General features: G+C 41.8%; 13 protein-coding genes and 1 pseudogene. 3 read left to right on the top strand and 11 right to left on the bottom strand.

The genetic code is table 11. From position 1 onward, the window contains the following. The 3 genes from MHH60_RS00370 to MHH60_RS00360 are packed head-to-tail and all read right to left on the bottom strand — an operon-like array spanning position 1 to position 1995. The gene (locus MHH60_RS00370; RefSeq protein WP_076135122.1) at positions 1-507 is read right to left on the bottom strand and encodes a DUF2569 domain-containing protein; all 507 of its coding nucleotides are present in this window, start codon (positions 505-507) and stop codon (positions 1-3) included. Positions 508-538: 31 nt separating this feature from the next. Continuing rightward, positions 539-1111: a DJ-1/PfpI family protein gene (locus MHH60_RS00365; protein WP_076135123.1), complete on the bottom strand. Its 573-nt coding sequence runs from the start codon at positions 1109-1111 to the stop codon at positions 539-541. A gap of 17 nt (positions 1112-1128) precedes the next feature. Further along, positions 1129-1995: a S66 family peptidase gene (locus MHH60_RS00360; protein ID WP_076135231.1), complete on the bottom strand. Its 867-nt coding sequence runs from the start codon at positions 1993-1995 to the stop codon at positions 1129-1131. Positions 1996-2165: 170 nt separating this feature from the next. On the opposite strand from MHH60_RS00360, the gene MHH60_RS00355 reads away from it, so the two are divergent. Then, a complete protein-coding gene (locus tag MHH60_RS00355) occupies positions 2166-2660 on the top strand; it encodes a hypothetical protein (protein WP_076135125.1) in 495 nt (164 codons plus the stop codon). Positions 2661-2722: 62 nt separating this feature from the next. On the opposite strand, the gene MHH60_RS00350 is transcribed toward MHH60_RS00355, so the two are convergent. The 3 genes and pseudogenes from MHH60_RS00350 to MHH60_RS00340 all read right to left on the bottom strand — a co-directional run. Further along, positions 2723-3196 (bottom strand): GNAT family N-acetyltransferase, encoded by a 474-nt coding sequence (locus MHH60_RS00350; RefSeq protein WP_076135233.1) that lies wholly within the window; start codon positions 3194-3196, stop codon positions 2723-2725. Between the two features lie 41 nt (positions 3197-3237). Further along, positions 3238-4269 carry a Gfo/Idh/MocA family protein gene (locus MHH60_RS00345; protein WP_076135127.1) on the bottom strand — a complete coding sequence of 344 codons (1032 nt, stop codon included), beginning with the start codon at positions 4267-4269 and terminating at the stop codon, positions 3238-3240. Between the two features lie 18 nt (positions 4270-4287). Further along, a pseudogene (locus MHH60_RS00340) lies at positions 4288-5046 on the bottom strand (sugar phosphate isomerase/epimerase family protein); the annotation flags it as partial. 252 nt (positions 5047-5298) lie between these two features. Between MHH60_RS00340 and MHH60_RS00335 the strand changes: the two are divergent. After that, entirely contained in the window at positions 5299-6183 is an 885-nt protein-coding gene (locus MHH60_RS00335; RefSeq protein ID WP_076135128.1) for a helix-turn-helix domain-containing protein, read from the top strand. Positions 6184-6210: 27 nt separating this feature from the next. Continuing rightward, positions 6211-7032, top strand: a complete 822-nt coding sequence (locus MHH60_RS00330; RefSeq protein WP_076135130.1) for a DUF2785 domain-containing protein — start codon at positions 6211-6213, stop codon at positions 7030-7032. 92 nt (positions 7033-7124) lie between these two features. Here the strand turns inward: MHH60_RS00330 and MHH60_RS00325 are convergent, their stop codons facing one another. From MHH60_RS00325 to MHH60_RS00305, 5 genes are all read right to left on the bottom strand, one after another. Further along, positions 7125-7919: a hypothetical protein gene (locus MHH60_RS00325; protein WP_076135132.1), complete on the bottom strand. Its 795-nt coding sequence runs from the start codon at positions 7917-7919 to the stop codon at positions 7125-7127. A 75-nt stretch (positions 7920-7994) separates the two neighbouring features. After that, positions 7995-9098 (bottom strand): Gfo/Idh/MocA family protein, encoded by a 1104-nt coding sequence (locus MHH60_RS00320; RefSeq protein WP_076135133.1) that lies wholly within the window; start codon positions 9096-9098, stop codon positions 7995-7997. Positions 9099-9118: 20 nt separating this feature from the next. Then, positions 9119-9841, bottom strand: a complete 723-nt coding sequence (locus MHH60_RS00315) for a ThuA domain-containing protein (protein ID WP_076135135.1) — start codon at positions 9839-9841, stop codon at positions 9119-9121. 25 nt (positions 9842-9866) lie between these two features. Continuing rightward, the gene (locus MHH60_RS00310) at positions 9867-11027 is read right to left on the bottom strand and encodes a Gfo/Idh/MocA family protein (protein ID WP_076135137.1); all 1161 of its coding nucleotides are present in this window, start codon (positions 11025-11027) and stop codon (positions 9867-9869) included. Positions 11028-11037: 10 nt separating this feature from the next. Next, entirely contained in the window at positions 11038-12081 is a 1044-nt protein-coding gene (locus tag MHH60_RS00305; RefSeq protein WP_076135138.1) for a LacI family DNA-binding transcriptional regulator, read from the bottom strand. Between the last annotated feature and the right edge of the window lie 74 nt (positions 12082-12155).

Genomic DNA, 12155 nt, shown 5'->3' with positions numbered 1-12155 from the left:
TTACTTTACAAATGTATTATGTACTCGCTCTGATTTCAATAAATATGCAGTCCAAATTGCACAAGTAAACGCTGACCTAATGATCCTTTTGAGTGAATCTCCATTTCCAAGTTCTCTGGCAAGAGGAATTTGATAAAGAAGTACAACATCAATGATTCCTACTACAGGGATTGCAATATAGAAAATAATCAATAACCGTGGTAAAAATGCTTTTTTTCTGTAGAAATTAATTAGAATGTATAAACTAAACGCTAATATAGCTATATTGAAAGTGGTTTCAAAAACAATTATAAATCCCCACAAGGGATGATAGAAATCCGAACCTTTAGAAGTAAAAGCAGTCCAGATATCGGCATCAAACGCTGTAAAAGAATCCTGAAAAAGCTGCATCAACTGAATGATAATCGTCCCATAAAGACCGATTTGTACAAGAATCAACCATCCCCCAAGTCCTGATACCCCTAATGGTTTATAATCATTTTTCTTCTCGTTTAAATTAGTTTCCACGTCAACTCTCCCTGTTTATCATCTATCACTGCTATTTATCCATAATATCCCTAAAAAATTGTTCTTTTTCTTCATCTAGATCCTGATAAATCCCTAAATAATCAAAGATTTCAAATGAAAAATCAACAAATGCACGGCCTTTAGCAGTAATGATATGTTCATCTCTAACTACTCTCTTATCAACATAATTGTCTCTTGGAAATGGATCATCTACATTAAGTTTACTGATTCTTTCCACTGAACACGAAGTAGTGAATTTACAATGGTCTAAAATGCCCGCTCGTCCTAAATACTGTGGTCCATGACATATGGCTGCCAGCATCTTCTCTTCTCGATCAAGATGGTTTATCAGATCAGTTAAATCCTGTTTTTGATGTACAATCGGACCTCCGGGAATAATTAGCCCTTCAATATCATTAAGCTTAACTGCTTCTTTGAGGACCAAATCAGGTTGATAAGTCAGACCAGATTCGCTAACTACAGATTCATAACTGTATCCTACGGATAACACTTCTTTTTTTCCAACATTTCTAATCTTATGTAGTGCCAAGGTAATCTCAAAATCCGCAAAATCATCAGATATGAAGCAAAGAATTTTGCCCATCGCACACTCCACCTTTTTTACAAAGTGATTTTATCGCCCACAACAATACACTTACTGTTACTGCCATGCCCAATCTCAGCTGTCTTTATGATAGGAATGGAGGCGGAATGGCTAATTTCCTTCACGTACTCTTCTACTATCGGGAATTCATTAAAATTCTCTAGTTCTGAAAATGACCCTAGAATCAATCCAGCACAAGCATCAAAATATTTCAATTGCTGGAGCTGAGCAAAAAAGGAGACTATTTTGTTAGCTCTGCCACTTAAACTCTCCAACAATAATATATTGTCCGAAGGATCCGGAAAATAGCTTGTCCCTGCCAGCTTTAAAAAACAGCGAATATTCCCCCCGATTACTATCCCGCTCATCTGGTTACCACGAACCCAATGATACCGGAAATCGTAAAGATCGTTTTGACCCTCGAAGAATGTCCGATAAAAAGCCCTTTGCTGCTCCGCCCCATCAGAAGACACTAAATTCATCAGCTGATAATGATAGGATTTCGAATTATTTTGCGTAAATAAAGCGTTCAAAATAACGGACAAATCACTCATTCCAAAAAAAGGTTTGGGGTTCATTCGGATACTTTCATAGTCTATGTACTCTAAGATCTGATTGGCAGAATCCCCACCTGAAATATCGAATATCGCGCTAATTTCAGTATTTTTAAATAGTTGATTCAGCTCCGCTGCTCTTTCCTGGGGATTGCCACTGAAATAACCCTCTTTTCTAAACAAAGTATTAGCCACCACTACATGGAGTCCAAATGAATGCAAAACTCTTTTTAATTCCTCTACTTTAGCTAGGTTTTCTACTCTCACACCATCTGAACAAGCAATCAGTCCTACTTTATTCCCGTGAGTAAATTTTAAGGTTGTGTTCATTTTAATAATCCTTTCAATTCTACTTTTTAGTTTAATCTCCTCAAATTTACGATCATATTTACACCATACCATATTTAGGGATTTGAATCATTTTCTTCTTGAAATTATGAAACCACAACATGGTAATATAAGTATAATAATGCAAGATCAAATACATTGGGGGTGTACTAATGCGTAAATCGCCGTTGATATTAAGCATGATATTAATATCCCTGGCGTTAATTATGGGATGTGGTTCAGAAGTAGATGATGCTACTAAAGCCGCAGAAAAATATAAAAATGTAGAATATACCGTCAAGGCTTCTGAGGATTTAATGTCTGATGAATCCATTCTTGCGCGAAATGAAGAGATGAAACCGTATTTTACAGAATACTTTTCCGAAAAGGCTATAGCGAACCGAATTACAACTATCCCATTTAAAATCGCTGATACACAAAAGCTTTCTTTAAAACCGGAAAACCTAAAATTCAACCTTTCCGAACAAAAAAAAGATATTATCGAGTTAAAATATACGGTGGATCTTGTTTTATTGGATAAGGATGACAAAGAAAGTAAACGTGTGCCTTTGGAAGGTATATTGACTCTCTTTGATGTGGACGGTAAATGGTTAGTGCAAGGGGATCGATTTGATACTGTAGCATTAATGAACTTGATTGATGGGTGAATCTGAATATCCTTCTTATCATAAAAAGCAGAATGCTCTAATGAGCAACCTGCTTTTTTGAATTACATTATTTTTTTGCTCATCCTATAATTGACCAACAGAATACCTTTTCGCTCTACACTTTGTTTCGCAATAACCTGGTATCCCAGTCGTTCAAAAAAAGGTTTAGCAGTGATGCTTGCTTCGGTATCCATTTCATAAAGACTCTGTTCTTTTGCTTTCAATTCAAGCTTATTCACCAATGCAGAGGCTACACCTTGCCCTTGGTAATCTTTGTGAACATATAATCGATCCAAATGTCCTTCTGCTGTCATATCAGAAAAGCCCACAATAATATTATTAATTTCGGCTACATAAGTGATATTTTGAGGTAAAGAAGCTCTCCAAGTATTAAGCTTAAGTGCCTCTTCCTCTTTAGGTGCCCAAGCATCCAGCTGTTCCTGTGAGTAGTCTTGTTTGTTTACGGAATGAACTGTTTCGTAGAACAATGAGACAATTTGACTAAGATCCGATTCTCGGTAAGCTCTAATATTCATTTTGATCTCCTTGTTGGCGATTATAGTAACAGAAGTCAATCTCAGAACTCCATTAGATTGATTTTCCGGCCAGATTCAGCACTTTCCAGCGCTCCGAACACCATTGCCATACTATACCGATTATCTCTACAATTCGTCTCTGCAGGACGTTGCTCTGCCAATGACAAGAACATCTCATCCAAACACCCGTGATGGAATGTTTTACTCATCTCAACGTTTTCACCATTTACACGCTTTACGTCACGAATGAACATATCGCTCTGATCTCCTGCAGCAACTACCTCAGCATATGGCAGCTCATGACCATCCCAGATTGCGGTTCCTTTCTCCCCGTTAACCCGCCAAGAAGCTTCCCATGACGTGGATGCACCTTCTGCACACCAAGATCCCTGATAGGTAAATATTGAACCGTCGGACATCTCGAAAATGCACACTGCCGAAGCATTCCCTTCATACCATGAACCGGGAGGATTAAACTCCTGGCAATATACGGACACAGGGTTCGCACCACTAATAAACCGGGCCTGGTCGAAGGTATGAATCGCCATGTCCAGCAGCAACGGACTTTTCATAACATCACGGAATCCCCCGAAATGAGCCCCAAGGAAAAAGCTTGCACCGATAAATCCTGTTCTACCAATCATTCCTGATTCTATGATTTTTCTTAAAGAACGAATACGAGGATCATAACGGCGGTTCTGCATCACAGCATGAGCATTTCCAGTCCGTTCCGAGATCTCAACTATCTTATTACATTCCTCCATAGTCTCAGCTAACGGTTTCTCACTAAACACATTACACCCAAGTTCCAATGCAGTGCTAGAAATATTGAAATGACTTCCGGGAACGGTAACGTCAAAGACGAGATTTGCTGCGGTCTCCTGAATCGCCTGCTTAATATCCGTAAACGTCAGACATGAAATCCCATGCTTCGCAGCCATCGCCTCAGCCGATTCCAACCTTATATCTACTAGAGCAACGATCTTAGTATCTGGACGCAATAAAGCGTATTCAATCCATGCGTTAGCCATTCCTCCGCAACCTGCAACCGCTACACGGTACTCTGCTGTCATATTTCTCCCCCTGACTTATTAAAGCGGATTAGGCACAAAGCTGCCCCCGCGGCATTGTTTTAAATGGTTCAAGGCATGTACTTGACCCATCATTTCCAGTTCATCCCGATAGACAGGATCATGCCAACCTTCAATATCAATGGTGCCTTTATAACCAGCCTGACGCAAAATGGAGATAACATCCGTCCAGTTCGTATCACCAAAACCCGGAGTACGGTGCCATACATAAGGTTTCGGGCCGTGGATTCCATATTCTTTTACAATATCCCAAGCGATGGTGGCATCCTTGCCGTGTACATGGAAGATCTTATCTGTCCATTTGCGCAGCTGTGGAATCGGATCAATCAGCTGCACCATCTGATGGCAGGGCTCCCATTCGAGTCCCATATTGTCAGCAGGTACAGCGTTAAACATCTTTTCCCAGGCTATTGGATGATGAGCGATATTCCAGTCCCCTGATGTCCAATTGCCATCCATGGAACAGTTCTCAAAAGCAATTCTTACTCCGCGATCTGCTGCTCTTTTGGTCAGCTCACCAAATACCTCGGCAAACTTCGGAATCGATTCATCAATGGACACTCCTGGTAGTCGTCCCGTGAATCCTGATACCATATCAGTACCAAATACATGAGCATGATCAATAAGCCGCTCCCAGCTCGCTAATGCATCGGAATTGTCACCCGTATTCGTCAAAGGATTGCCAAAGATGCCAACCGATGAAATCACAAAATCATGTTTTGCCGCAAGTTCTTGCACACGCTTACCAGTTTCCACAAGATCTGTTTCACCTGTAGTCTGCCAGAAGGTTAAGCTAAAAGATTCGAAGCCATGACTACGATTTGCGGAATTACTCTAACAGCATCTCCGCCACCAACTAATGTGCCTATACGCATTGTATCCTTCATCTTGTGTACCACTCCAATATTGGTTTATAGTAAGTTCTATAACCCGAGTATATACTGCATTTGAGCTTAAAACTCTTATTATATTGTGTTTATATAGTCGTATATTGTGGGAGTTGAATAAATATTGAGCTATCCTAATGATCTTAAAGAATACCCTCAATTAGAAGGAAACACCTATCCGTTTCGATTGTTTTTTAATGAATGCAGACATGCGAAAATCGGCCAGAACATTCTTTTTCTACACTGGCATGAGCATTTCGAAATCATTATCATGCAAGCAGGCAGCGCCATTTTCCACATCGACAGCAAACCTTACGAACTGCATCCCGGAGAGGTTTTGTTTGTTCCTTCTGGAGGTTTGCACGTTGGATATAGTCTGCAGGATGATCATGTCCGATTTATATCCGTCGTATTTCACAGTTCTTTATTTAAAGATTGGAAGCAAGATCCTCAACATGAACAATTCGTAGCTCCCTATTTGGAGAATCGATATCAGCTACCAGTTAAACCAGCGGCACTAGTTCCAACCTGTTCTACTTATTACTCTCTTCTGGACACTATCGTGGATGAAGTGCATCAGAAAGGTCCTGCATTTCAGCTGATCATCAAAAATCAACTTCATCTGCTTTTTGTATTGCTCTCCCGTACCTTTTTGCCTGAGCAGGTTTCTGGCAGAACAAATGAACGTCAATCTTTCAATCGTGAGCGTTTTAAGCCACTGCTGGAGTACATGGAGAACCATTTTGATGAGAAAATGACCATTGAAAGCGCCGCGAGATCCGTTAATCTAAATCCATACCATTTCTGCAAAACCTTTAAGAAGCTCACCGGACGAACCTTCATCGATTATGTTAATCTTTGCCGCGTAAATGAAGCAGAACGACTGCTGCTGGAGACAGATTTTACTGTAACGGAGATTGCTGGACGAGTGGGCTGCGACAATCCTAATTATTTTACCAAGCTGTTTAAGCAATATAAAGGAACTACACCATCCGGTATTAGAAAATAATTCACACTGGAAATAGGAGCATATGAAATGAATTTAAAAGAAACATTGATATGTATAAAAGAAAATGATTACCAAGCACCTCCCGATACCTTCCAGTTGGTACTAGAAATGATAAATAACATTGGTTCTTTAGATGCCCAACTACGGGATGAGCTAATTTATACAACCTTATCACATTGGATCCCAGGTAATTCTCTAACTACAAACGAACTGGAACAACTTATACCCGTTATCTTGGATAAAAACCATTTGCATTTTAAGCTTGGTGAAACCAATACAGACTCTGTCTTTACCAGATCTTTCTCTATGCTAGTTATCCCACTCCTCTTCATGAGGCATAAAGAATCACCATTTCTCTCAAGAGAGCAAATTCATCAGATAAAGGAGAAGGTATTTTGCAGTGTGCAAAATGAGCGGGATTACCGGGGGTATGACGAAGAAAAAGGCTGGGCTCATGCTATAGCCCATGCAGCAGATACTTTAGATGAATTGGCTCAATGCTCCGAACTGGATAAAAATGACCTCATAACTATCCTCAATTTGGTTTACGAAAAGATGACCATAACAGATCGAATATACTCCGATGGGGAAGATGAGCGAATGGTAAGATCCATAATGAGTGTTTTAGATAGAAAAATGCTTAGTCAGACTTATGTAGAGCAATGGATTCGAAGTTTTGGTGCTGTGGAGAAAAATCCAGAATTTCTTCCTGCCTTTAAACAAAAAAATAATATAAAGAACTTTTTGAAAAGTTTATATTTCCGAGTTAAATATTACAAAGTAGATGCCAATCTCTGTCCAACAATCGAGCATACATTATATAAAGCAGAAAAAGTATACTATACCTAATTAAGAAAAAAAGTGAGGGTTAGAGCACCCTCACTTTCCATCTACAGTTCAAATGCGTGGAGCACTTGCTACCTGTTGACGGGTCTATTAGATTATTCAGTAACTGCTAGCTCCATCCTCCGCACACTCGCAAGCGCGGGAAAAGATTCCAGCACCATCCCTGTATTCCATAACTTAACCTGCTGTCCAACCCGCAAATCCTTAAAGCTGATGGTCTCTCCAGCTTCATTAAACATTTCAGATTTCGCATTGAAAGTGAACCAGTAAGATGGATCTTCGTTACCAGGTTCAAGGATTAGAATCCGCTTCGCCTGTTTAGTATCGATATCAACGATTGTACCTACTACATGCGGATCACCAATTTCTGAAATATCATAGGTCAACATCTTTGGATCGATCCACTTTTCAATTTCAAGCTTAGCTGCTTCCGCATCATCAGACGGAATGGTAATAGTTACTTTATTACCAATCGTATCTACACCAGAGCCGTAGAGATTCAGTTTCTGGTATAGTTCTTGTTCATGCAACAATTCTTGAGCAGCTAATAACTCTTGCATCGTATATTTCACATCATGAAGCTCATAAGTACCAGCAGTGAAAGTCTGAGCAAGGCTTTGCTCAATCTCCGAGTTCAAACCTACAATATTAATATGAACCTTGTTATCTTGCAGATAAATATCTCCGTTAGGAATCTTCTGAGTAGATAAGAAAGTCTTAACCGCGCCTGGATCATCCATTGCGGGGTTCGTAGAAGCTAGAATTTGTGGTTCTGAACTAATTACAGGAGTTGGAACCGGCTCCTTATTTGCTTGTTGAGCCTCTGAACAGCCACTGATTAACAAAATAACAACGGGAATCCATATCCAACCAAAAATCATCTTACGCATCCTATTAACACCTCCACTCTTCATCTTCTCAAACGAAGACCGGAAGTGATAGGTTGCAGATTCAGGAAGAATTCTCTAATCCAAAGTGTAAGGAGCAAGACCGATTGGAAGTGCCGCAGGACGAGTGCAGGTGCTTTCCATTTCGTAGAATGAATGAGCATCAGAAGAATCATGGAAAGCCCACATTGCTTCTAATACGTGATAAGCCAGTTCTCCACTGGCACGATGCCCTCTACCCGTCCGAATGGCGTAAGCCATATCTGCTGGTCCAATCCCGCGGGTATTCTGATCATACCCTGACAACAACGGCTGTTCCGTCCACTCATTTTCACCCATAAGCCGGAGTTTCACGGGACCCCCAAAGTTATTCGGGTCTGGAACTTGAATCGTTCCTAGCGTTCCGTAGATTTCTATATGCGGCAGGTTGCTCCCGCCAAAGATATCAAAGCTTGTAATCAACGTTGCAATGGCACCATTTTCAAATCGTAAGGTTCCGGCTACGTGAGTTGGAATTTGGACAGGAATTTTATTCCCAAATTTCTTCTCACTTGTAATCGTACGTTCTTCCAGCGCTTTCCCAGTCATTCCACTAACCGTATGAATAGGACCCAGCAGCTGCACCAAAGCCGTCAAATAGTAAGGACCCATATCGAACATTGGACCTCCACCAGCGGCATAATAAAATTCCGGATCTGGATGCCAATGCTCATGTCCACGGCCCATCATAAACGAAGTAGCTGCAACGGGTGCGCCAATTACTCCTTCATCTATCAGCTTCAATACCGTTTGAATTCCCGCTCCGAAGAACGTCTCCGGTGCACTGCCCACAAGTACTCCCTTTTCCCGCGCCGCAGTCAGAACTTTGCGTCCTTCTTCTCTCGTCACAGCTAGAGGTTTCTCAACGTATACATGTTTACCCGCTTCAATAGCTTTCAGGCATACTTCCGCATGAACAGCTGGTATCGTTAAGTTGATTACGATTTCTATCTCTGGATCGTTCAGTAATTGTTCTGTGGTATAGACGTTTGGAATATTGTATTTATCCGCTTGTTCTTGTGCTCTCACCAAATCCAAATCCGCACATGCAACTAGATCAAGGATCTCGAACTTTTTACAGTTCTCCATATAGATACTACTGATTTTACCGCATCCGATAATACCAACTTTAACTTTATCCATTCGCTGATCGCTCCCAGAATTTATTGACTGTCTGCCATTCCACTATAGCTATTCCTAACCCCCGAAACATTGGATAATGCTTGCGCTTTACCTTCAGCTGCCCATATTAATCCTCTGCGCATCATTTCACGCACTTGCGGCTGATCTACAATGTCCGCATGATGCCCGAGTGAATTATAATAAACTCTGCCCAAGCCCCAACGTTTTGTCCAAGCTACTGGCATATCAACAGCCTTATTATACGAATGAGGCCCTTCAACTACAGGAAAACGAGTCGTAGCAAGAACTTCAACAGCTGGATCTACATGCAGATAATATTGCTCTGAGCATACGCTGAAATCTTCTAATCCTTCTACCAGAGGACTTGAGCTTTGACAAATCTCTACGGTATAGTTAACACCGTCATTCCCAGGATGAGCTACCCATTGTCCACCCGTCATAAACTGCCAATCTACATTATTACGAAAAGAATCACACATCCCGCCATGGCAACCGGCAAGACCTGTCCCATGCTGTACAGCTGCGGAGACATTATTCACAAGATCCTGTTCGATTGTACCCATCGTCCATACCGGAACGATCAAATCTAGTCCAAGAAGCTTATCTGCATCAGCAAAAGCCTCCAGTGTATTCGATACTTCAACTTCAAACTGTTCCTCTTGCAACATTTTAGCGAATATATCAGCTACCTGCTCAGGCTCATGACCCTCCCAACCGCCCCATACAATCAATGCTTTTCTCATCTTCAGCACTCCTTCTAAGGTTAGATTACATCTCGGATAAATCGACCCAACGGCGTTCATCAATAGAACGTTCTACAGCCTCTAACACCGCTTGGCATTTCACTCCATCATTGAAATTTGGTTCTGGCTGACGACCTTCTTCAATTGCGTTAGATAGCTCCAGCATTTCGTGAATAAACGTATGTTCAAAACCAATCGTATGACCAGGCGGCCACCATGCCTCTGCATACTCATGAGCAGGATCGGTCGCCAGCACACGGCGAAAACCTTGTACATCCTCGGCATCCGAGGTCAAATAAACTTCTAATTCATTCATACGTTCGAAGTCGAATTTCACACTGCCCAGACTTCCATTGATCTCAAAAGAATTGGTAGAGCGATGACCCGCTGCGAATCTTGTAGCTTCAAAGCTGCCCAGAGCACCATTATCAAAACGGGCTAAAAACAAGGTGGCATCGTCAACGGTAACCTTACCCTTGGGTGCATTTTTATCTCCTTTAGCGCTTAAACCAGTCATTTCAGCGGCGAGCGGACGCTCTTTTATGAAGGTCTCGCTCATGCCGATTACTTCCTTCATATCACCTACTAAGAAATGAGCTAAATCTATAAGATGCGCCCCCAGATCTCCATGCGAACCTGAACCGGCGATATCCTTCTGCAGTCTCCATACTAAAGGAAAATCTGGATCTATTATCCAATCTTGTAGAAACCAAGCCCGAAAATGATAAATTTTTCCTAGCCGCCCACTCTCTATGAGCTTCTTAGCCAGTCGAACTGCCGGAGAAAAGCGATAATTAAAACCAACCATATGTGTAACTCCCGCGTCTTCAGCAGCTTGCAGCATTTCACGGGAATCCGCCAAGGTCAGCGCAAGTGGTTTTTCACAAAAAATATGTTTACCTGCTTTGGCTGCTGCCAAAGCTATCTCCTTGTGCGCATTGCTGGGAGCATTAATATCTATAAGATCAATATCCTCTCGAGCGATCAGATCCTTCCAATCTGTAACACAATCCGCCCAGCCTAACTGCGATGCAGCTTCTTCAAGCGCTTCACAGTTACGTCCACAGATTACAGACATTTCTGGTTTAAGCGCTTTCGGGAAAAACATAGGCAAACTGCGATAAGCATTACTGTGGGCTTTACCCATAAATTTATAACCGATCATTCCAATGCGAAGCTGTTTCATCTTATTCCTCCTAAGTGTTGATAAATTTAGATGAAGCTCGTATAACTAGTTCTGTCGGTAATTTGATCTGTACGGCTGGTGCGGGTACTTCTGCCAGATTGTTTCCCAGCAATTCAATGATTTGGGCTGCGGCAAGTTCACCTAGTTCGTAAAAGGGAACCCGCACACTGCTTAATGCAGGTGTGGTAAGCTCCGCAGCTTCCGAATCATCATAACCCACAATAGCTGGCAGGCGATCCCTTGGTATTCCTAGCTCCTGCAGCCCTTGCTGCAAACCAATGGCCATCCGATCATTGGCGGCCATAATCGCATCAATCTCATTCAGCAAAGGCAACATTTCTTTGGCAGCTATAATCCCGCTTTTCCGGCTGAAGTTACCTTCGAACAAAAGTGAAGAATCTACAGAAAGATTCACCTCTGCCAAAGCGCGGGCATACCCCGTTAAACGATCTCGGCTGTTGGAATAAGATTCAGGCCCATTTAGAAAAGCAATCCTCGTAAAGCCTTGTTTCAGTAAGTGTTTAGCCGCTTGCCAGCTTCCTTCGACATGATCGGCATCCACCTCGTGAAAAGCTTCCCCAGCAAAATGCTGATTAATCAGACAAAAAGGATGGTCTTCTTCCTTCAAACGGCGGAGTGAGGCTAGCTCACCTGGCTCTTCTTTAGCGCCAAGCACAATGCAAGCATCGATCTTCCGCATCTTAAACAACTCGTTATAATCCATTGGCTCTTCGGCATTTCGAAACAGCATTAACAGATCATAACCCTCTTCTCGCGCCTTGCTCCCTATTCCACTTAATATTTCTGAAAAATAATAAGTGGAGAACAAGCGGGCTTTCGGCAAATAAGGCATCACTACACCCAAGTTCCCGCTCCTTCTACGTGCAAAGCTCTGTGCGAGTGAACTAGGGGTATAGCCTAGCTTCAGAGCAGCTGCCAACACACGTTCCTTCGTTTCTTCCTTAATCGGACCAACGTTATTTAACACGCGAGATACTGTGGCTTCTGAGACACCTGCAAGCTCGGCAACCTCTTTACGGCTGGCGATATAAATTCCTCCTTCTCATAGGTTATGAACAGTGACATTTAGCCTCGTTCAATACGCTATTCGAAAACGCATTCATTTAA

Origin of the sequence: Paenibacillus sp. FSL H7-0716 (genome assembly GCF_038002705.1) — a bacterium.
In the GTDB taxonomy this organism is placed as follows: domain Bacteria; phylum Bacillota; class Bacilli; order Paenibacillales; family Paenibacillaceae; genus Paenibacillus_AQ; species Paenibacillus_AQ odorifer.
This window is presented reverse-complemented; position numbering and strand designations above follow the sequence as displayed.

What these genes read in the sequence shown, in the direction of transcription:
- MHH60_RS00365 (WP_076135123.1), bottom strand. Translation starts at nt 1,111, where the DNA reads ATGGGCAAAATTCTTTGCTTCATATCTGATGATTTTGCGGATTTTGAG.
- MHH60_RS00360 (WP_076135231.1), bottom strand. Translation starts at nt 1,995, where the DNA reads ATGAACACAACCTTAAAATTTACTCACGGGAATAAAGTAGGACTGATT.
- MHH60_RS00355 (WP_076135125.1), top strand. Translation starts at nt 2,166, where the DNA reads ATGCGTAAATCGCCGTTGATATTAAGCATGATATTAATATCCCTGGCG.
- MHH60_RS00350 (WP_076135233.1), bottom strand. Translation starts at nt 3,196, where the DNA reads ATGAATATTAGAGCTTACCGAGAATCGGATCTTAGTCAAATTGTCTCA.
- MHH60_RS00345 (WP_076135127.1), bottom strand. Translation starts at nt 4,269, where the DNA reads ATGACAGCAGAGTACCGTGTAGCGGTTGCAGGTTGCGGAGGAATGGCT.
- MHH60_RS00330 (WP_076135130.1), top strand. Translation starts at nt 6,211, where the DNA reads ATGAATTTAAAAGAAACATTGATATGTATAAAAGAAAATGATTACCAA.
- MHH60_RS00325 (WP_076135132.1), bottom strand. Translation starts at nt 7,919, where the DNA reads ATGCGTAAGATGATTTTTGGTTGGATATGGATTCCCGTTGTTATTTTG.
- MHH60_RS00320 (WP_076135133.1), bottom strand. Translation starts at nt 9,098, where the DNA reads ATGGATAAAGTTAAAGTTGGTATTATCGGATGCGGTAAAATCAGTAGT.
- MHH60_RS00315 (WP_076135135.1), bottom strand. Translation starts at nt 9,841, where the DNA reads ATGAGAAAAGCATTGATTGTATGGGGCGGTTGGGAGGGTCATGAGCCT.
- MHH60_RS00310 (WP_076135137.1), bottom strand. Translation starts at nt 11,027, where the DNA reads ATGAAACAGCTTCGCATTGGAATGATCGGTTATAAATTTATGGGTAAA.